Origin of the sequence: Microvirgula aerodenitrificans DSM 15089, assembly GCF_000620105.1 — a bacterium.
In the GTDB taxonomy this organism is placed as follows: Bacteria; Pseudomonadota; Gammaproteobacteria; order Burkholderiales; family Aquaspirillaceae; genus Microvirgula; species Microvirgula aerodenitrificans.
Genome location: NZ_JHVK01000003.1, coordinates 22,994 through 43,412 on the forward strand (window position 1 = coordinate 22,994; position 20,419 = coordinate 43,412).

Genomic DNA, 20,419 nt, shown 5'->3' on the forward strand with positions numbered 1-20,419 from the left:
AAGCCTATTTAAACCTCAGTGCCCGGATATCGGCCAGAGCGAGGGTAATCATTCCCCTGCAGCCTGGACGATGGAGTGGCCTCATTGAAAGCCGGGATCTCCGAAAACACATCGGCGATGAAGTCCATGAACGCGATTGCCCGGGTTGGCAGAAGCCGGTTGGCGACATAGACGATCTGCACAGGGACAGCCGGTGCTGAATATCCCGTCAGGATGTACTTCAGGCGCCCGCTCTTCAAGCCTTCGTCAAACAGCCATGCCGGTCCGTGCCCAACCCCCAGTCCCGCGGTGACTGCTGCGCGGACGGCGTCGGGCGAGTTCACTCTCAGCCTGCCGGAAACCGGAATTTCGGTATTGCGGAAGCGCCATGTCGCACCAGACGCCAGCAAGGTGTAGACCACGCAGTCGTGCTCGCGCAGATCATCAGGTGTCCGGGGAATCCCGCGTTTGGCCAGGTAATCCTCACTGGCCACGAAGACGCGTTCGTACGACCCGATGCGCCGGGCGCGGAGTGCGCTGTCCTCCAGTTGTCCGATGCGAATCGCGAGTTCGGTCCCCTCATTGACGAGGTCCACGTAGCGATCGTTGATCTGCAGATCCAGCGTCAGTCTGGGATAACGCTCCAGGAATGCCGGCACGTGTGGCAACACGAAGGCATGGGCGAGCGCGGTGGGACAGGCGACGCGCAAGAGCCCTGACGGATCGGCATTGCTCCTGAATGAGGATTCGGACTCCTCCACCGCGTCGAGGATTCGCCGGATGTCGGCGTAGTAGCGTTCGCCCTCCGGCGTCAGAGACAGCTTGCGCGTGGATCGGTGCAGCAGCCGCGTTTGCAGGTGGTCTTCCAGCGCTGCCACGTAGCGACTGACGTTGGGTTGCCCCAGGCCCAGATCGCGTCCTGCCGCAGAAAAGCTGCCGGTCTCCACGGCGCGCGCGAAGCAGGTCATCAAGAGAAATCGGTCCACGCAGCCTCCGTATTCATGCACTCAGGGCATTAAATATATTCAATACGACCATCTTATCCAGATTGAAGCATAGGTGCACATTTCTCCCTGCCGACCACCGTGGTCGTTACTGAATGGAGAACACAATGTCACGCTTGCAAGGTAAACGTACGCTCATCACCGGTGGCACCAGCGGCATCGGTCTGGAAACCGCAAAACAGTTCCTGGCCGAAGGCGCTCGCGTCATCGTCACGGGCGTCAATCCCGATTCAATCGCAAAGGCCCGGGCTGAACTCGGGCCCGAGGTTCCGGTGCTGCGCGCTGACTCGGCCAGCGTCGCTGCGCAAAGGGAACTGGCGTAGGCCGTCAAGGACCACTACGGCCAGCTCGATGTCGCCTTCCTCAATGCCGGCGTATCCATGTGGCTGCCGATCGAGGAATGGACGGAAGAGATGTTCGACCGTTCCTTCGATATCAACGTCAAGGGGCCGTATTTCTTGCTTCAGGCACTGCTGCCGGTGTTTGCGAATCCCGCCTCCGTCATCCTGACAACCTCGGTCAGCGCGCATGCCGGCGCGGATCGCTCTTCCGTCTATGCCGCCACCAAGGCCGCATTCCTGAACATGTCGAAGACGCTGTCGACGGAATTGCTGGGGCGCGGGATTCGCGTCAACGCGGTCAGTCCCGGCCCGGTCGAAACGCCGCTGTACGACAAGCTCGGCATCCCCGATGCCTATCGCGCGCAGGTGAACAAGGACATCGCCGCCACTATCCCGCTCGGCCGCTTCGGTACCGCCGACGAGGTAGCCAAGGCGGTGCTGTATCTGGCCTCCGACGAGTCCCGCTGGACGCTCGGTTCGGAAATCGTCGTGGATGGCGGCCGCCTGCTCAACCGCTGACCACGCAAGGCTGGCGTCCAGGTCGCCGCATTCGGTAACAAGCCCTCGGCTTCAAGACCGCAGCCAACAGGCAGGAGGGGCGTGGCGAATATCCCCGCGCCCCTTCCTCGATCCCACCCTTCAAAACCCGACCTGACAATGCCCACGCTTACCCTGATCAGCCACCCGCTGTGCCCCTTCGTTCAGCGAGCCGCCATCGTGTTGCTCGAAAAACAGGTTCCGTTTCATCGCATCAATGTGGATCTTGGTGACAAACCCGCCTGGTTTCTGGCGATTTCACCGACCGGCAAAGTCCCCCTGCTTCAGGTGCAGGATGCATATGGCGCGGAGGAAATACTGTTCGAGAGTGTGGCTATCTGCGAATACCTGCAGGAAACCCGGCCCGGTCCCGGCCTCTATCCGGATGATCCTCTGATGCGAGCGAAGCACCGAGCATGGATTGAATTTGGCTCCGCAACCCTGGAAGAGGCCTGGGGGTATCTGAACGCCAGGGATCAAGCTAGCGCCGATCTGAAAGCCGCTTCGCTCAAGGACAAACTGGCTCAACTCGAAAAGATTCTCGGGTCTGGCCCGTACTTTGCGGGTGAGGCCTTTGGCATGGTGGATGCGGTTTTTGCGCCCGTTTTCCGCTATTTCGATGTGCTGGAAACCGATAGCACCGAATCGCTGTTCACAGACTTTCCCGGGGTCAATGCCTGGCGCAAAGCGCTCAGTGCGAGAGCGAGCGTGAGCGCTGCAGTTTCCGCAGATTATCCGGCGCTTTTTCAGGCGCACTTGCAGCGTCAGCAAGCCTTGCTGATGAAGGAGGTTTAAGACGCCTCCAGCCGTATCTGGCCGGGTCGGCATGCTCGGGAACAGACCGGAGTCATACCTCGACGATGGGTTTGGCTTGAGCGAGGATTTCCAATGCGCGAACGCGTCATTTTATTCTGGTATTACGAATGACGCTTGCCAGCCTGAAGCCGCCCCTCAAGCTGATTGAGGTAGACGATGCACTGGAGATCTCAGAGCAAACGGAAATCCAGCCTCGTGCGGCGGCCGTGGCAGAGCCTGTTTTGGGCTCGTCACCACCGCCGTCTTGCATGCTGTATTCGCACTACCGCCCGATAGCCGATTCGGATGAGTTCGACGTATCCGTTATTTGAGACCGGCCGAACAGGCCAGGCGTGCAGCTCGGCCGAAGCGGCCAAGACCGTTATGCAGGCATCAACGTTTTCGTGGTCGCCCAGGTGTGGAGTGCGGGAGTGATCTCAGACAGGGTCGCTTCTGTTTGCGCCCTCACGCTTCGGTCTCGTAAAACAGCCCGTACTTCCCCTTTGTTTGCTTGATTCGCGCGAAACCGGCCTCTCCCAGATGCATGCCGGCGATCAAAAGCCCTTCGGAACTGACCCTGTCCAGCAGACGTGATCGGGTGGCGGCTGCCAGGGATGGGTCCTGGTCAAATGCAATCGACACGTCCGGTCGCTGAATCTGGATATACGGAAAATGCACGATATCTCCCCAGACAAGCAGACTCTGGTCACGGGATTCGACGATATATCCGGTATGCCCGTCGGTATGCCCTGGTAACGGCATCGCGCTGATCCCGGAGAGCACCTCTCCTTTATCGAAAGTACGCAGCTTGTCGCTATAGCCGTGGAATACCTGACGCGCGATCAGGAAATTACCGCGCGCCCGCTCACTGGCACGGGCCAGATTTGCGTCGTCCTGCCAGAACTTGACCTCGCGCCGATGCACAACCAGTTCCGCATTCGGAAAAATCACTTGTCCGGCAGCATTCACCAGCCCGCCGACATGGTCGGGGTGGGCGTGCGTGAGCAGGATGGTATCGATCATGGATGGCTCGATGCCAGCCAGCAACAAATTGGCCTGCAGCCGCCCGCCCCATTGCTTGATACCGCCAGCGCCACCATCGACAAGAATGGTGCGCCCGGCGCTGCGTATCACGTAGCAGTTGATATGTATCGCAGAGGGCTCATTCTGACCCGCATCGCGCTGGATTCCGGACGCTTCGGACGCGTCGATGTTCGAGAGGAAATCGAGGCTGGCATTGAGGTAGCCATCGCTGATTGCGGTGACCGTGAAATCCCCGACCTGCTGACCGGGAAAGGCAAGGATGGACACAATACGTCTCCAGAGCGGTTAGTTTCGGGCGTAAATGTTTGACGCGGCATAACCAAAACACCGAATGCGCGCGGCAAGACCCGTGTGATGAGCGATGGTGTTGTCCAAAGCGGTCATGAACCGGTTCATGACCGCAGGTGTGCGAAACACCTCAAGGCGATACCGGATTTCCGCAAAGACGGGATGCCCCTGGCCGGGTTGTACATTGATATAAATGACATGAACATTTTTGAGTTGCGCCTCAAGGATTCCGGTACAGAGCTTGATGCAGTCGCGGGAAAGCCCGGCAAGGCACTCTTCGGACGGCATCTGGCCCGCGTCAATGTAGAAGGTCAGGTTTGGCATCGCTGGCCTGCCTGTTTTCCCCGGCCGGAAGGGCACCGGCGCGGGTCAATTGCGTCGTCATCGGCTCGTACAGGTCTACGCCCTCCGGGAGCGTCTCGACAAGGTGGAGCTTGCTCCGGGGCAGGATGGCGAGCCACCGCCGTTCCGGATACTTTTCCAGCGCAACGGCCTGCATGCCCAGCGGTTCGAGGCCCATCGCAATCAGCGAGTCGGGGCCCTTTGTACCCAGAACGAGGAGTTCGTCGGCATGGACTGCCGGCGCCAGACCAATGTCACTGTAGAGATTGCGGTGCCAGTCGGTGATCTGTTGCTGCCACCGCGCGAAATTGCCGCCGCCTTTGCGGCGATATTCCTCTCTCGTCAGGACATCAAGGCCGTCCACCGTGTGGATGGCCAGGTAGACGGGACAACCTTCGCTGATCGATTTGAAACGTTGCGAGGAATGAAAGCCGGTTACCGAGATGAGCGCGGGCAGTTTTTCAAGGCTGTAGAAGTCGTTCCATTCGGCTTCGCTGGCAGGATCGGCGAAGCTGCATTCCACGGTATAGATCATCGGATTTTCCTTCGTTACGGTTAAGCATTCTTCCGCGAACACGTGATGCTCATTGCAGTAACATCATGGTAGTCTGATGTTTTCGGCCTATATAACGAAATAAAGTCAGCCTTCAGTGATATTTAATCAAGCTGACTTTGAATCCATTTTGATCGGCGAGACTTCAATGCGACGTAAAATTCCCAGCAGTTCCGCGCTCCAGGCATTTGAGGCTGCGGCCCGGCATGGCAGCTTTGCCCGCGCGGCGGAAGAACTGGCACGAACAGAGGGCGCGGTCAGCCGCCAGATTGCCCGGCTGGAGGCATTTCTGGGGGCGGTACTGTTCGAGCGTGTGGGAAACCGTGTACGGCTTGCCCCCAATGGCGCGCGCTATGCGGCACAGGTGCGTGAGACGCTGGAGCGCCTGGAACGGGACAGCCTGTATCTGATGGGGCAGCCGAGTGAGGGCGCGAGCATTGAGATCGCGGCCATTCCGACTTTCGCCACCCGCTGGCTTATCCCCCGGCTGAAACGCTTTCAGAACAAGCATCCAAATATTACGGTGCATATCGCAGAACGGATGGAGCCCTTCCTGCTGGCAGGTAGCGGTTTCGATGCGGCCATTCATTTTGAACACCCGGCATGGGCGGGCATGCATCTGCATCCTCTGCTGGAAGAGGTGCTTGTACCGGTCTGCAGCCCACAGCTTCTTGAAGATGCCGGTGCCCATGCGCCGCTGGACGCGCTGCCACGCCTTCACCGGCGGCAAAACCCGCATGCCTGGCAGATTTATGCTCAAGAGACAGGTGTAACGCTGACCAATTCGGCAATTGGTGCACGTTACGACCTCCATTCCATGCTGATTGAGGCCGCACTTGCCGGCCTGGGCGTGGCATTGGTACCGCGGCTTTACGTTGGGGCCGAGCTAGAGCAAGGTCGTCTGGTCACGCCCTGGCCTGAGGGCAAGACGATTGCCAAAAATTTCTGCCTCGTTCTGCCTGAGCGGATCGAATTGAGTGAAGGGCCAGTACGGGCATTTTCGACGTGGATTCTTGACGAAGCACGGGGCGCAACAACCGGATAGTGAGCACTGGCTTTGGGCGGGGCATTGGCCCAAGCGGCCGTTGGCTCAAGCTTTGGCCAATGACCGCTACCGACCCTGAGCGGACGCTGCCCCCTGGGAAAGCGGACAGGGGAGGCCGATTCAGTTGTTATCCGCATAGGGTCCTATGCAATACCTCTTGGCAATGTCTAAGGAAAATACGACCGCCACATCATCTGACATACCCCACAATGTATCTGTTTCTTCATTGTATTGGGATGCTGAGAGATAAATTTTCGAACCATCCTCAAAAGCAACTTCCAGGTCTTGAGGATATTCTTTTATTTCTCTACCCTCGTAGCGAGCCCACGACCAATAAACTTTAACTTCATTTACAGCTTTCCCAATCAATGGCGCCCAGTATTGGTTAGCAGTTACATCCCAGCTCATAAAGTCCGTGAGCTGGCTTGAAAGTGACGACCTCAATATGCCAATCCCGTATTGGAAGAATTCCCCATCCCAGACAATCCCAACCGTTGACCCATCTTCCATCTCTAAATCACAACCATAATCCAAATGGTGCCCTTGGAACGAATCGTCCTGATAGTTCGGTTTATCAGTGTGGTACCGAATTTCGAAATATCGCACTCCTGCTAGCCGTCTTCCGACCAAAATGGAATTGACGTCATTTTCGTATTCAGCTTTTGTGCGTTTCATTTGGATTAACGGTTATCTTTAGACTACTTGATTAGCGCGAAAACGACCACTTTTTGGCATTGTTGAGAAAGGGTAGCTTCTGGCCGTAAGCAGCCATGCTACAACTTTGTCATAAATAACTGCAATGGCCGACTTGCAGTCAGAAAGCCATCATAAGAAACAAGTCATCGGTCGCAGCCGGCCCAGAGCATCCGGCCTTTGCCAGCTCAGCAGCAGCCGTTCACCTGCGGCTCAGGTGTAAATGCATCGAACGGCAGGTTGCCTGCCGGACAGATGAAGGTCCCCGCTGCAGCATCACAAGCGTGATGTAGCGCCTGAAAAGCCCCCCTGTTGAAGAGCGAGGCAGGCGCGGCATTGTGATGCACCCGGTCTTTGACGCATCGTCTGCCACTGTCAGCGCCAGCACTGGAGCCCTCCGAACAGCCGAGAAGCACGGCTTTCCTGCTGGAAAAACCGGATAATGGCGGCCAACTCGTTTTGCACGCTATTTTGGAATTCCCACATGGAAATCAAGGTCAATTTTCTTGACAAGCTTCGCCTTGAAGCCAGGTTCGATGACTTCACGGTCATTGCCGACCAGCCTGTGCGCTACAAGGGCGATGGTTCGGCGCCGGGGCCGTTCGATTACTTTCTGGCCTCATCGGCCCTGTGTGCGGCCTACTTCGTGAAGTTGTACTGCGACACGCGCAACATTCCGACCGAGAACATCCGCCTGTCGCAGAACAACATTGTCGACCCGGAAAATCGCTACCAGCAGATCTTCAAGATCCAGGTCGAGCTGCCGGCGGACATCTCCGCCAAGGACCGGCAGGGCATTTTGCGTTCCATTGACCGCTGCACGGTGAAAAAAGTTGTGCAAACCGGGCCCGAGTTCGTGATCGAGGAAGTCGAGAATCTCGATGCCGATGCGCAGGCCTTGCTGACGCTGAACCCGGATGCGGATGCGAGCACCTATATCATCGGCAAGGACCTGCCGCTGGAGCAGACCATCGCCAACATGTCGGGCATTCTGGCCGGCCTGGGCATGAAGATCGAAATCGCTTCATGGCGCAATCTGGTTCCCAACGTGTGGTCGCTGCATATTCGCGATGCGCATTCGCCAATGTGCTTTACCAATGGCAAGGGTGCGACCAAGGAAAGTGCCCTGGCCTCGGCGCTGGGCGAGTTCATCGAGCGGATGAGTTGCAATCACTTCTACAACGACCAGTTCTGGGGTGAGGACATTGGCAACGCGGCGTTCGTGCATTACCCGAACGAGCGCTGGTTCAAGCCGGGCCACAGGGGGGCGCTGCCGGCCGGGATGCTCGATGAATACTGTCTGGAGATTTACAACCCGGATGGCGAGCTGCGCGGCTCGCATCTGTACGACACCAACTCCGGCAATACCGAACGCGGTATCTGCGCGCTGCCTTATGTGCGCCAGTCGGATGGTGAAGTGGTGTATTTCCCGACCAACCTGATCGACAACCTGTTCCTGAGCAACGGCATGAGCGCCGGCAACACGCTGGTGGAAGCGCAGGTGCAGTGTCTGTCGGAGATCTTCGAGCGGGCGGTCAAGCGCGAAATCCTCGAAGGCGAAATCGTGCTGCCGGATGTGCCGCAGGACGTGCTGGCGAAATATCCGGGCATTCTGGCCGGCATTGCCGAGCTGGAAAATCAGGGCTTTCCGGTGCTGGTCAAGGATGCATCGCTGGGCGGCAAGTATCCGGTGATGTGCGTCACCCTGATGAACCCGCGTACCGGCGGTGTGTTTGCCTCTTTCGGGGCGCACCCCTGCATGGAAGTGGCGCTGGAACGCAGTCTGACCGAGCTGCTGCAGGGGCGCAGTTTTGAAGGGCTGAACGATTTGCCCCGGCCGACCTTTGAAAGTCACGCCGTTACCGAGCCGAACAACTTCGTCGAACACTTTATCGATTCCAGCGGCGTGGTGTCGTGGCGCTTTTTCAGCGCCAGAGCGGAGTACGATTTTGTCGAGTGGGACTTCTCCGGTCAGGGCGAAAACGCCAATGCCGACGAAGCCGCTACCTTGTTCGGCATTCTCGAAGGCATGGGAAAGGAAGTGTACGTGGCGGTGTATGACCAGCTCGGTGCGATCGCCTGCCGCATCCTGGTGCCGGGGTATTCGGAAATCTATCCGGTGGAAGACCTGGTCTGGGATAACACCAACAAGGCGCTGGCTTTCCGCGCCGATATCCTGAACCTGCACCGTCTCGACGATGCCGCGCTGGCAGCCTTGCTGAATCGGCTGGAAGACAGCGAGGTGGATGAATACACCGACATCATTACCTTGATCGGCGTCGAGTTTGACGAGAATACCAACTGGGGTCAGCTCACGGTTCTGGAGCTGAAGCTGCTGATTAATCTTGCGCTGAAGCAGTTTGATGAGGCGCACGATCTGGCGGGCGCTTTCCTGCAGTACAACGACAACACGGTCGAGCGCGGACTGTTCTATCAGGCCCTGCATGTGGTGCTGGAGGTGCTGCTGGACGACGACCTGGAACTGGCCGATTACGAGGTCAATTTCCGCCGGATGTTTGGCAACCCGCGGATGGATGCGGTGATGGGGTCCGTGGACGGCAGCGTGCGCTTCTTTGGCCTGACGCCAACGGGGATGAATCTGGACGGGCTCGACCGCCATCAGCGCCTGATCGACAGCTACAAAAAGCTGCACATGGCGCGGGCGCGGATGGCGTCTTTGTCCGGTCAAATACCAGAGTGAGCAGATGACGCCCTGCGCGCTTCGGCCTCCGCCAGGCGGTGCAGGACGGGCGGTCGCTGTGCAGAATCCGCCGCCTCGTCAGCCGCCGGTATTGCCGGGGGCCAGGGCGATGGTTTGCGGCGCAGCGGTTCCAGCTTGCTGGCGAGCGAGGCCGCCGACAGCTCGCCCAGATGGGTAGCCACGAGCTTTCCCCGGGCATCGAAGAACAGCGTGGTGGGCAGTGCGACCGAGCGGTACGTTTTTCCCAGCTGGCCGGCGGGGTCCAGCAGCACATTTTCCAGTTGCAGCTTCTCCGTCTGCAGGTACTGCTGCACGGCGGCGGTAGTTTCGCCCTGATTGACGAAGATGAAGCGCACGTCGTTTTCATGCTGTTGGGCTGCCTGCAACAAAGGCATCTCGCGGCGGCAAGGCGGGCACCAGCTGGCCCACAGGCTGACGACCACCGGCCGGCCTTCGGCCAGTGCGGGCAGGGTGGTCTGCGGGCCGGACAGGGTAGCCAGTGCTTGCGCCGATAGCGCAGGTGTTTCATTGCCGGTCAGCCATGCCTTGCCCGCTCCCCAGGTCAGTGCTCCGGCCAGCAGGGCAATGGCAAGTGGCCGGCGCAGGGCCGGCTGACGGCTGCCGTGCCACATCGCCCAGGCCAGGGCGCCGCCGATGCCGGCCCACAGGTTGAATCCCCCGTCGCGTATGTCCAGCATGCCCCATGGCTGTGGCCGGTACTGTTCAAACCAGATCGCGACAAAGCCCAGGCGGGCGGCAACCAGACCCCACAGCAGCATGTCATTCAGGGGCCCGGCCACGCTGATGCGCTGACGGCGTCCCGCCAGATAACCGGCACCCAGGGCCATCAGCCAGGCGCACCCCGACAGCGCGACTGAGAAGGGGATGGCCAGGGGGCCCAGATTGAAGCTCAGCATGGCTTTCCTGTTATTGCGTCCCGCCCGGGGCGGCCCGGGGGGCTTTTCGGACTTCCTGCCGTTCAGGCGGCAAAGCCACCATCGATGCTCAGGCTTGCGCCGGTGACATACCCTGCCTCCGGGCCTGCCAGATAGGCGACGAAGCCGGCAATCTCTTCCGCCTTGCCATAGCGGTGCAGCGCCATCAGTGCTTTCAGCTGCTCGGCAGACTCGCCTGCGTCCGGGTTCATTTCCGTATCCACGGGGCCGGGCTGCACGTTATTGACGGTGATGCCGCGCGGGCCGAGGTCACGCGCCATGCCTTTCACCAGCCCCACCAGCGCCGATTTGCTCATGGCGTAAACCGCCCCGCCCGCCACCGGCATGCGGTCGGCGTTGGTGCTGCCGATATTGATGATGCGGCCACCCTCCTGCATATGACACGCCGCTTCCTGGCTGGCAACGAACACGCTGCGCACGTTGATTGCCAGGGTGCGGTCAAAGTCCTCCAGCGAGAGGTCTTCGGTCGTTCCCCAGGCCAGCACCCCGGCGTTGTTGACCAGGATGTCGAGCCGGCCAAAGTGGCTTGCCGCCTGGCGTACGGCCTGCTGCAAGGCAGCGGCATCCGCACTGTCGGCACGAATGGCAATGGACTGGCCTCCCGCTGCCGTGATGTCGGCGACGACGGCTTCAGCCCGCTCAGCAGAAGCCATGTAGGTGAGGGCTACCGCTGCGCCTTCGCGTGCAAGACGTCTGGCGATGGCAGCGCCGATGCCGCGTGAACCGCCCTGAACGAATGCGACCTTGCCTTGAAGGGGGTGGGTTGCCGACATGTGTTGTCTCCTGACTGGGGTTGAGGGTGAAAGCGGGCTGCCCTCGTGTGGAATCCGGAAGGTATCCCGAAATGCCGGGGGACAGTCTGCTCGATGTTCCCGATTTGATTAATCTGCCGGGACTGGTTCCCCGGACCGCCGCCCGGCCAGATGATGTCAGTGACCTGCCTGCACGGACTGAGTCAGGCGGTTCCGGCCTGACTCTTCCCGTCAGCGCGACGCATGCTCCCGGCGGAACACCAGCGTAGTGCCGTCGCTGGCCGCAGCGCAATGGCGATAGCCATCGCTGTCGAAATCGCGCAATGCCTCCGGCCGGGTGATCCGGTGTTCGGCAATCCAGCGCACCATCAGGCCGCGGGCGCGCTTGGCCCAGAAGCTGACGATCTTGTACGGCCCGCCTTCCTTGCTGTCCTGGAATACTGGCGTCCAGACCGGGGCCGAGAGTTTCTTCGGCCTGACCGATTTGAAATACTCGTCGCTGGCCAGATTGACCACTACCGGGCTGTCGTCGGCCGCCAGCCGCTCGTTCAGCAGCGAGGTCAGCGTATCGCCCCAGTACGCATACAGGTTGGCTCCTGCCGGATTGGCCAGCCGGGTGCCCATCTCCAGCCGGTAGGGCAGGATCAGGTCGAGCGGACGCAGGATGCCGTACAGGCCGGACAGAATGTTCAGCCGTGTCTGCAGCCAGTCCAGGGTCGGGTGATCGAGCGAGGCGGCATCCAGCCCGTCGTAGACGTCCCCGTTGAAGGCGAACACGGCCTGTTTGGCCTCGGGCGCGGCATAGTCGGGATGCCACTGGGCGAAGCGGGCAACGTTCAGGTGCGCCAGCGTGTCGCTGATGCCCATCAGCGCGGACAGGTCTTGCGGACTCTTGCGGCTCAGCAGTCTGACCAGTGTCGACGAACGGTCGAGCAGGGGCGGCATGCTGGCTGTCGCGATGGCGGCAGGCGTGGTGAAATCCAGTGACTTGGCGGGAGAGATGACCATCTGCATCGGGCGGTCCTCGCGATAGGGGAAGGCGCGATTGTAGGAAAATCGGCCCGGCGCGCCAAATCGGTGCGCTATCCCTCACCCAAAAATATTTGTGTTTGCTAATATTCCGACCTTGAATCGGGGAGAGTCATGCGCGTATTGCTGCAACGGGTGGAACAGGCCCGGGTGGAAGTGGAAGAACGGGTCGTCGGCGCCATCGGCGCGGGGCTGCTGCTGCTGGTCGGCATCGAAGGTGACGACAATGCGACAGATATTGACTGGCTGGTGCGAAAACTGGTCGGTTTGCGGATTTTCGAGGACGGCACGGGCAAGATGAACCGCTCGCTGGCCGATATCGATGGACAGGCGCTGGCGGTCAGCCAGTTCACCCTGTTTGCGAGCTGCCGCAAAGGCGCTCGCCCGTCATGGAGCCGCGCGGCGCCGCCGGAGGTGTCGCTGCCGCTGTTCAACGAATTTGTTGCGCGTCTGACGGTCGAACTCGGCAAGCCGGTGCCGACCGGCGTTTTTGGCGCCGAGATGAAGGTGTCACTGGTCAATGACGGACCGGTGACGATGTTGCTCGATTCCCGCAACCCGGAATAACCGGGGGCGGTTTGTTATTTGTCCCGCGTGGCTGACCGGCATGGTCGGGCGCGGGAAGCTACTCAATGCATACGCAGCAAGGAAACACGCGATGATCAGCGTATTCGACATGTTCAAGATCGGCATCGGCCCGTCCAGTTCGCACACGGTGGGGCCGATGAAGGCTGCCGCCGCGTTTGCCGCCGATCTTGACGCCGCCGGCCTGCTCGACCGCGTCAGCCGCGTACAGGTGGATTTTTATGGTTCACTGGCCCTGACCGGCGAAGGCCACGGCACGGTGCCGGCCATGCTGCTGGGGCTGGAGGGGCAATTGCCGCCGACGGTCGACCCGTTGCGGCTGCTGCCACGTACCGCCGAGCTGCGGCAGGGGGCGGCGCTGAAGCTGGCCGGGCGGCACGATATCGGGTTCGACTATGCGCGCGATGTGCATCTGAACAAGCTGAAGGCGCTGCCGCTGCATCCGAACGGCATGCGCTTCCAGGCGTTCGACGCTGCCGGCGAAGTGCTGCAGCACGAACATTATTATTCGATCGGTGGCGGTTTCATTGTCACCGAGGCGCAGTTCGGCACGCCGCTGGCGACGCTGTCGCCGCCGCCGTTCCCGTTCGCCACCGGCGCCGAGCTGCTGGCGCACTGCCGGCGTGAGCAGAAGAGCATTGCCCAGATCGTGCTGGCCAACGAGGCCTGCTGGCGGCATCCGGACGAAGTGCGTGTCGGGCTGCTGGAAATCGCCAATGTAATGCGCGACTGCATCGAGGCGGGCTGCCGGCATGACGGCACCCTGCCGGGCGGGCTGGATGTGCGCCGCCGGGCGCCGGGCATCTTCCGCAAGATGGTGTCGCAGCAGTTGTCCGGTCGCATGGACAATCTGCTGTGGCCGATGCTGTATGCGATGGCGGTCAACGAGGAAAACGCGGCCGGCGGACGAGTGGTGACGGCGCCGACCAATGGCGCTGCCGGCATCGTGCCGGCCGTGCTGCAGTATTTCCGCCATTTTGCCGCGTCGGCCTGCGATGACAAGGTGATCGAGTTCCTGGCCACGGCCGGCGCGCTGGGCATGCTGTACAAGCTGGGGGCGTCGATTTCCGGCGCCGAGGTCGGCTGTCAGGGCGAGGTCGGTGTGGCCTGCTCGATGGCAGCCGGTGCGTACTGCGCCGTGCTGGGCGGCACGGTGGCGCAGGTCGAGAATGCGGCCGAGATGGCCATGGAGCATCACCTGGGGCTGACCTGTGACCCGGTCGGCGGGCTGGTGCAGATTCCGTGCATCGAACGCAATGGCATTGCGGCGGAAAAAGCCATCAAGCTGGCGCAACTGGCCCTGCTCGAAGACGGCCAGCACAAGGTGTCGCTGGATACCGTGATCGCGACCATGCTGGCGACCGGGCGCGACATGAAAACCACGTACAAGGAAACCTCACTGGGCGGGCTGGCCGTGACCGTGAACATTACCGAGTGCTAGTGGTCCCGGTGCCTGCGATGGCGCCGTCTGGCGCATTGCGGGCGTGATTGTCTCCTGCGGGGAATGTCTGCAAGCGGATATTCCCCGTTATCATGTCGGTTTGCCGGCGGGCGGCGGTGCGTCCGAAGCCGGTCTGAATGAAATTGTCTGGATAGGGAACCGTGTCGGTCGTTTTCTTGCTGATTGTGTTGTTGGTGGTAGTCAGTGCCGTCGGTATCTGGTGCTGGCGGAACGGGGCATTGCCGGAATGGCTGGAGCGCGGCTTCGAACGCGCACAGCTCACCGCGCGCGACCTGCAGCCTGCCCGCGAGATTGCCGTTGCCGCTGCCTTTCGCACCTGGCACCAGATCGTGCCGCTGTGGCGACACTTGTGGCAGGCATCGGTGCGGGCACTGGCCAGACTGATTGCCCTGGGGCGTTCGCTGCTGGACGAGTGGCGCACGCCCGCGCCTTATGAACCGGTCGAGCCGGCGGAGCCAACCGTCGGCCCGGATGAGCTCGACTGGAGCCCGCGCCAGCAGCCGGATGCCCCGACGGCGACCGAACCTGCCCGCAAGGCGCCGGAACGACCGGTTGTTCCTCCTCGCGACATCGAGCGGCCCCAGGTCCGGGTGCCGATGCCTGTGCCGAAGCCGCCTGCCGCGCGTGTCGAGGTACCCGCCGCAGCCCGTCCGGCTCCCGTTCCCGAGCGGCCGGTGATCGGTCTGGCCGAAGTGCAGAACAATCTTCGCAGCAGCTATATCGCACGCAAGGCCGACGCCCGCCCGTCCCGACCACAAGTCCATGACAGCAGTGATGCGCCTCCGGTGATCGGACTGGCCGATGTCAGGAACAATCTGCGCGGCGGTTATGTACCGGCAGCGCGCCGGCATGACCGCAGCGCTGCCGCTCCGGCGCGCAGTGTGACACTGATCGAGCCGAATGTGGTGCGGGCGCGGGTGCAGGTCCTGCACAAGGACCGCCTGCAGCGCGAAGCCGACCTGGCTGCTGCGCGGCGTCGGCGGCTGCAGCCGGCGATGATCGAGCCGGTGCGGTTCTCGTCCCCGGCGAGTCCGGTGGTGATGCCGGAAATCCGTTCGCTGGTGACGCCGGAAGAAGCGGCCGCCGAAGGGCTGATCCCGCTGCCTGCCGCGCATGAGTCGTCACTGTCCCCGTCCGGCCCGCCGCCGGTACCGGCTCCGGCCAGCGAGCCGGTGACCGGGCCGGCTGCCTTGTCGCCCGCCACTCCCGACACGGGCCATGTGCTGGCCTGGAATATCGTCGACGACGAAGCGGAAGTGCAACCCGCGTCCGCTCCTGCCTTTGCCTGGGTACCCCCTCCGCCGCTGCCCGTTGCCGGGCCTGCGCCGGTGGTTCACGAATTGCCGCCGACACCGGTGACCCCGCCGTGGCGGTCCAGTCCTGCACCGGTGAGTGAGTCACCGTCCTTTGCCGCGCCTGCCACAGCGTACAGCACGGTGCAGGCTCCGCCGGCAGAGGCGTGGCCGCCGGCCTATGGCGATTACGCCCTGCCGCCGCTGTCGCTGCTGATGCCGGCCGATGACAATTCGGAGGTGGCGGTCAGTGAAGAGTCGATGATGGAGCGGGGCATTGTCATCGAGGAGAAGCTGGCCGAATTCAAGGTCAAGGTGCGGGTGGTCGATGCCTATGCCGGCCCGGTCATTACCCGCTATGAGGTCGAGCCGGACGTCGGCGTGCGCGGCAACCAGGTGGTCAATCTGGTCAAGGACCTGTCGCGTGCGCTTGGCCTGGCGTCGATTCGCGTGGTCGAAACCATTCCCGGCAAGACCTGCATGGGGCTGGAGTTGCCGAATCCGCGCCGCGAGATGATCCGCCTGTCCGAGATCCTGTCCGACGGGGTGTTCCAGCGTCCCGACTCGCGCCTGACGCTGGCGCTGGGCAAGGACATTACCGGTCAGCCGGTGACAATGAACCTCGGCAAGGCGCCGCACTTGCTGGTGGCCGGCACTACCGGTTCCGGCAAGTCGGTCGGCGTCAATGCGATGATTCTGTCATTGTTGTACAAGGCGACGCCGGAAGAAGTCCGCTTCATCATGATCGACCCGAAGATGCTGGAACTGTCGGTTTACAACGATATTCCCCATCTGCTGGCCCCGGTGGTGACCGACATGAAGCTGGCTGCCAATGCGCTGAACTGGTGTGTGGCCGAGATGGAAAAGCGCTATCGGCTGATGAGCGCGCTCGGGGTGCGCAATCTGGACGGCTTCAACCAGAAGCTGCGTCGGGCCGAGGCGGCCGGGCGCCGGATTGTCAATCCGTTCACCCTCACGCCGGACGATCCGGAACCCCTGTCGCCACTGCCGTTCATCGTGGTGGTGGTGGACGAGTTTGCCGACCTGATGATGGTGGCCGGCAAAAAGATCGAAGAGCTGATCGCCCGGCTGGCACAGAAGGCACGTGCGGCCGGCATCCATCTGATTCTCGCTACCCAGCGCCCCTCGGTCGATGTGATTACCGGCCTGATCAAGGCCAATATCCCGACGCGCATCGCGTTCCAGGTGTCGAGCAAGGTCGACAGCCGCACCATTCTCGACCAGATGGGGGCCGAAAGCCTGCTGGGGCAGGGGGACATGCTGTACCTGCCACCGGGCACCGGCTATCCGCAGCGGGTGCACGGGGCGTTTGTCGCTGACGAGGAAGTGCATGCGGTCGTCGAGTACCTGAAGCAGTTCGGCGAACCGGATTACATTGACGATCTGCTCACCGGCGGCGCCGAGGCGGAGGACGCTGGCGCCGCAGCGGCAAGCGGCGGCCGTGGCAGCGAAGAGGACCCGCTGTACGATGAAGCGGTCGCCATTGTGCTGAAGACGCGCAAGGCGTCGATCTCGTCAGTCCAGCGTCAGTTGCGCATAGGCTACAACCGCGCCGCGCGCCTGATCGAGCAGATGGAAGAGGCCGGCATGGTCAGCCCGATGGAGACCAATGGCAACCGGACTGTGCTGGTGCCAGACCGGGGCTAGCGGGGACAGGGGGCAGGGCTGTTGTGCCGAATTGGAAGCTTCCGGGGTGATTGGGTATAAGTGGCGATGGCCCGGCGAAGAACAGGGCTGAACGCATCGTTCATTACCGGAGCGGATGAACATGGTCCTGGCGCCCATTCCCCCCGATTACGCTGATTGGCTGACGTCCCTGAAAAGCCGTATCCGCGCGGCGCGCAGTCGCGCTGCACTGACGGTCAATGCCGGATTGATCCGGCTGTACCATCAGATTGGTCGGGATATTCTTGACCGGCAAACACGCCATGGCTGGGGAGCCAAGGTGATAGAGCGCGTTGCCCGTGACCTCAAGGATGCCTTTCCTGACATGAAAGGTTTTTCAGGTAGCAACATCAAGTACATGCGCTATTTCGCCGAGCATTGTCCCGGTGTCCAGTTTGGTCAGCAGCCTGCTGACCAATTGCCCTGGTTCCACATCGTGACCCTGTTGACCAAGCTGCAACCCGCCAATCGTGAGTGGTATGCGATGCAGGCTGTCTCGGGAGGCTGGTCGCGACTGACGCTGGAACAGAACATCCGGAATCGGCTGCATGAGCGTCAGGGCTCTGCTGTCAGCAACTTTGCGTTACGCCTGCCCCCGCATGACTCTGCCCTGGTCCATGAAGCGCTCAAGGATCCATACCTGTTCGATTTTCTGGGACTGGCCGACGATGCCCAGGAGAGGGATATCGAAGATGCTCTGGTTCGCCATATCACCCGGTTCCTGCTGGAGCTGGGGGCCGGTTTCGCTTTTGTCGGGCGCCAGTTCAGGCTGGATGTCGGCGGCGACGAGTTCTTTATCGACCTGCTGTTCTATCACACCCGCCTCAAATGCTATGTCGTGGTCGAACTCAAGGCCGGGGCGTTCAGGCCCGAGCACGTCGGCAAGCTGAATTTCTATCTGTCGGTCATCGATGACCAGGTAAGGGCCGAGGACGACAAGCCCACCATCGGTCTGCTGCTGTGCCGTCAGCAGAACCGGCTGGTGGCGCAATATGCGGTCAATGGCATCGACAAACCCATCGGCGTGGCGGAGTACCAGTTGCTGCAGGATTTGCCGGATACGCTGGCCCGCAGTCTGCCCAGCATCGAGGAGATCGAGGCGGAACTGGCGGGCGAAATGCGACAGACAGAGGCGCCGTCGCGCGGAATCGGAGACAATGCGGACCGTCCCGGTGACGAGTCTCTCGCCGGTGATTGCACGATTCCCCCCAGAAAAACAGGAGAAACCCCATGAGCATCCAGCGCATTGAACCGGGCAAGCGTTTGTCCGAAGCCGTCGTTGCCGGCAACCTCGTTTTCCTCGCCGGACAGGTGCCGAATGACACCAGCAAGGACATCACCGGTCAGACCGCCGACGTGCTGTCGGCCATTGATGCCCTGCTGGCCCAGGCCGGCAGCGACAAGTCGAAGCTGGTCGACGTGACCATCTTCCTCGCCGATATTGCCGACTACGACGGCATGAATGTCGCCTGGGACGCCTGGGTCGACAGCGCCAACCCGCCGGCCCGTGCCACGATCGAAGCCCGACTGGCCAATGCGGCCTGGAAGGTCGAAATCAAGGTTGTCGCCAGCCGCTGAGTCGCCACCGGAAGGATGTCGGATACGATCTGACACCCATTCCCATGGCGGTGGCCGGGGCGGGGCGGGTATCATGGCGGCCGCTACCGGCCGGTTCCGCGCCGGCCATCCACTTCCCTGACCGCCGATAACGCATGCTGACCTACACTCCGCCCCGCATGGACACCGCCCCGGCCACGAATGAAAAGCCGTGGATGCTGCTCCTGCTCTGCTTCGTCTGGCTCTGGCCCGGCATCTTTGGCCATGCGCCGTGGAAGCCGGACGAAGGCTATGTGGCAGGGGTGGTCCAGTCGATGCTGGAGGACGGGCACTGGCTGGTGCCGACCATCGTCAACGTACCGTATCTGGACTCGTCGCCGCTGTACTACTGGGTGGCGGCGGGTTTTGCCTGGCTGACATCGCCGATTCTGCCGCTGGCGGACGGCATGCGGCTGGCGACGCCGTTCTTCATGGTGTTCGCGCTGTGGTTCGTCGGTCTGGCCGGCCGCGACCTGCTCGGCCGTCGCTACGGCCGCTCGGTGGCCATGCTGCTGCTGGGCTCACTGGGTCTGATGACTTTCGGCCATGCGGCGTCGCCCGACATTGCCACCTTCTGCGGCTTTGCCCTGGTGCTGTGGTCGCTGTCACTGTCGCGCTCGCACGGCTGGCTGGCCGGGCTGCTGTTCGGCATCGCCACCGGCATGCTGGCGCTGTCGGCGAGCATGCTGGAACTGGGGCTGGCCTGGATCATCGCGCTGCTGCTGTTTGCCTTCAAGGCGTGGCGAACGCCGGAACACGTCAAGGCACTGGCGGTGGCGCTGACCGTGGGTCTGCCGCTGGCGCTGGCCTGGCCGCTGGCACTGACCGAGGTCGACCCGGCCCTGGCCAGCTACTGGTGGCGGCACCGGGCGCTGGGTACGTTCCAGGGCTTCGGGCGGACTGCGTTCCTGCATGACTTCGGCTATTACCTGCAGATTTTCCCCTGGTTCGCGATGCCGCTGTGGCCGCTGAGCCTGTGGACGCTGTGGCGCCGTCGTGCGGCCCTGTCGTCGCCGGCGCTGCAGCTGCCGATGCTGTTCTTCGTCGTGCTGGCCGTCATGATGACGCTGTCTCCGGTCCAGGCGCAGGAACTGGCACTGCCGTGGCTGGTGCCGCTGGCGGTGCTGGCGGCCGCCGAGCTGGACACGCTGAAGCGCGGCGCGGCAGCCTGCTTCAACTGGTTCGGCCTGATGACCTTCGGCCTGATCGCCGCCTTCATCTGGCTGGGCTGGGTTGCCCTGAACTTCGGCTGGCCGGCGCGGCTGGCCGAGCGGGCGGCGTTCTTTGCGCCGACCTACAAGGCCGAACTGAACCTGCCGATGCTGCTGGTCGCATGCGCGGCGACGCTGGTGTGGCTGTGGGCCGTGACGCGCCGCAATCTCGAAGGGCGCAAGGCGTCGACCAACTGGGCGGCCGGCGTGACCCTGATCTGGGCACTGGCGGCCAGCCTGTGGCTGCCCTGGATCGACATCCAGAAAAGCTATGCGCCACTGATCTCGCAGCTGCGACCGGCGGCGCCGACCGACAGTTGCATGGTGACCGATGCCGGCCTGTCGTTTATCGCCCTGGCGCGCTATCACGGCGGCCTGGTCCTGCATCCGGACAGCGGGGCGCATGCTGACTGCCGCTACAGCCTGGTGATGCGCTATCGCGACAGCGACCGGCCGGCCAACTGGGTCTGGACCGGCCAGCGTCCGGGCGATCGCAAGGAGTTCTACTACCTGATCCGGCGCTGACCG

Annotated in this window: 18 protein-coding genes and 1 pseudogene; 11 read left to right on the forward strand and 8 right to left on the reverse strand. The window is 62.0% G+C overall.

Annotated features, from left to right (window positions below; translation table 11 throughout):
* Window positions 1–8: 8 nt before the first annotated feature.
* Entirely contained in the window at window positions 9–965 is a 957-nt protein-coding gene (locus Q352_RS19650; protein ID WP_169735631.1) for a LysR family transcriptional regulator, read from the reverse strand.
* 125 nt (window positions 966–1,090) lie between these two features.
* Here Q352_RS19650 and Q352_RS19655 point away from each other — a divergent pair.
* The 3 genes and pseudogenes from Q352_RS19655 (at window position 1,091) to Q352_RS0103725 (ending at window position 2,988) form a co-directional block, all read left to right on the forward strand.
* A pseudogene (locus Q352_RS19655) lies at window positions 1,091–1,843 on the forward strand (SDR family oxidoreductase).
* A gap of 138 nt (window positions 1,844–1,981) precedes the next feature.
* Entirely contained in the window at window positions 1,982–2,656 is a 675-nt protein-coding gene (locus tag Q352_RS0103720) for a glutathione S-transferase family protein (RefSeq protein WP_211249595.1), read from the forward strand.
* Window positions 2,657–2,784: 128 nt separating this feature from the next.
* Entirely contained in the window at window positions 2,785–2,988 is a 204-nt protein-coding gene (locus tag Q352_RS0103725) for a hypothetical protein (protein WP_028498187.1), read from the forward strand.
* Window positions 2,989–3,121: 133 nt separating this feature from the next.
* Here Q352_RS0103725 and Q352_RS0103730 read toward each other — a convergent pair whose 3' ends face one another.
* Genes Q352_RS0103730 through Q352_RS0103740 form a run of 3 tightly spaced genes read right to left on the reverse strand, consistent with a single transcriptional unit; the run spans window position 3,122 to window position 4,865 of the window.
* Entirely contained in the window at window positions 3,122–3,967 is an 846-nt protein-coding gene (locus tag Q352_RS0103730) for an MBL fold metallo-hydrolase (RefSeq protein ID WP_028498188.1), read from the reverse strand.
* Between the two features lie 18 nt (window positions 3,968–3,985).
* Complete coding sequence (locus tag Q352_RS0103735; protein WP_028498189.1) at window positions 3,986–4,312, reverse strand: hypothetical protein; 327 nt, start codon at window positions 4,310–4,312, stop codon at window positions 3,986–3,988.
* Complete coding sequence (locus Q352_RS0103740) at window positions 4,287–4,865, reverse strand: hypothetical protein (protein WP_028498190.1); 579 nt, start codon at window positions 4,863–4,865, stop codon at window positions 4,287–4,289. The genes Q352_RS0103735 and Q352_RS0103740 overlap by 26 nt, the downstream gene beginning before the upstream one ends.
* Window positions 4,866–4,980: 115 nt before the next feature.
* Between Q352_RS0103740 and Q352_RS22640 the strand changes: the two genes are divergently transcribed.
* Entirely contained in the window at window positions 4,981–5,928 is a 948-nt protein-coding gene (locus Q352_RS22640) for a LysR substrate-binding domain-containing protein (RefSeq protein ID WP_244879552.1), read from the forward strand.
* Between the two features lie 120 nt (window positions 5,929–6,048).
* Here Q352_RS22640 and Q352_RS23190 read toward each other — a convergent pair whose 3' ends face one another.
* On the reverse strand, window positions 6,049–6,603 hold the full coding sequence (locus Q352_RS23190; RefSeq protein WP_156952458.1) for a hypothetical protein: 555 nt from the start codon (window positions 6,601–6,603) through the stop codon (window positions 6,049–6,051).
* A gap of 502 nt (window positions 6,604–7,105) precedes the next feature.
* On the opposite strand from Q352_RS23190, the gene Q352_RS0103755 reads away from it, so the two are divergent.
* A complete protein-coding gene (locus tag Q352_RS0103755; RefSeq protein ID WP_028498192.1) occupies window positions 7,106–9,322 on the forward strand; it encodes an OsmC domain/YcaO domain-containing protein in 2,217 nt (738 codons plus the stop codon).
* Here Q352_RS0103755 and Q352_RS19660 read toward each other — a convergent pair.
* The 3 genes from Q352_RS19660 to yaaA all read right to left on the reverse strand — a co-directional run bounded on the left by Q352_RS19660 (window position 9,307) and on the right by yaaA (window position 12,044).
* Window positions 9,307–10,239 (reverse strand): TlpA disulfide reductase family protein, encoded by a 933-nt coding sequence (locus Q352_RS19660; RefSeq protein WP_084299815.1) that lies wholly within the window; start codon window positions 10,237–10,239, stop codon window positions 9,307–9,309. The genes Q352_RS0103755 and Q352_RS19660 overlap by 16 nt on opposite strands.
* 62 nt (window positions 10,240–10,301) lie before the next feature.
* Complete coding sequence (locus Q352_RS0103765; protein ID WP_028498193.1) at window positions 10,302–11,051, reverse strand: 3-oxoacyl-ACP reductase family protein; 750 nt, start codon at window positions 11,049–11,051, stop codon at window positions 10,302–10,304.
* A 210-nt stretch (window positions 11,052–11,261) separates the two neighbouring features.
* Complete coding sequence (yaaA, locus tag Q352_RS0103770; protein WP_028498194.1) at window positions 11,262–12,044, reverse strand: peroxide stress protein YaaA; 783 nt, start codon at window positions 12,042–12,044, stop codon at window positions 11,262–11,264.
* Window positions 12,045–12,173: 129 nt separating this feature from the next.
* On the opposite strand from yaaA, the gene dtd reads away from it, so the two are divergent.
* The 6 genes from dtd to Q352_RS0103800 all read left to right on the forward strand — a co-directional run bounded on the left by dtd (window position 12,174) and on the right by Q352_RS0103800 (window position 20,416).
* Window positions 12,174–12,626, forward strand: coding sequence for a D-aminoacyl-tRNA deacylase (dtd, locus tag Q352_RS0103775; RefSeq protein ID WP_028498195.1), 453 nt, complete (start codon window positions 12,174–12,176; stop codon window positions 12,624–12,626).
* A 91-nt stretch (window positions 12,627–12,717) separates the two neighbouring features.
* Window positions 12,718–14,085, forward strand: coding sequence for an L-serine ammonia-lyase (locus Q352_RS0103780; RefSeq protein WP_028498196.1), 1,368 nt, complete (start codon window positions 12,718–12,720; stop codon window positions 14,083–14,085).
* A 161-nt stretch (window positions 14,086–14,246) separates the two neighbouring features.
* Window positions 14,247–17,066, forward strand: a complete 2,820-nt coding sequence (locus tag Q352_RS22645; RefSeq protein WP_028498197.1) for a DNA translocase FtsK — start codon at window positions 14,247–14,249, stop codon at window positions 17,064–17,066.
* Between the two features lie 115 nt (window positions 17,067–17,181).
* Entirely contained in the window at window positions 17,182–18,318 is a 1,137-nt protein-coding gene (locus tag Q352_RS19675; RefSeq protein ID WP_084299816.1) for a PDDEXK nuclease domain-containing protein, read from the forward strand.
* Window positions 18,315–18,662 carry a RidA family protein gene (locus Q352_RS0103795; RefSeq protein WP_028498198.1) on the forward strand — a complete coding sequence of 116 codons (348 nt, stop codon included), beginning with the start codon at window positions 18,315–18,317 and terminating at the stop codon, window positions 18,660–18,662. The genes Q352_RS19675 and Q352_RS0103795 overlap by 4 nt, the downstream gene beginning before the upstream one ends.
* Window positions 18,663–18,796: 134 nt before the next feature.
* On the forward strand, window positions 18,797–20,416 hold the full coding sequence (locus tag Q352_RS0103800; RefSeq protein ID WP_028498199.1) for an ArnT family glycosyltransferase: 1,620 nt from the start codon (window positions 18,797–18,799) through the stop codon (window positions 20,414–20,416).
* The last annotated feature ends 3 nt before the right edge of the window (window positions 20,417–20,419 follow it).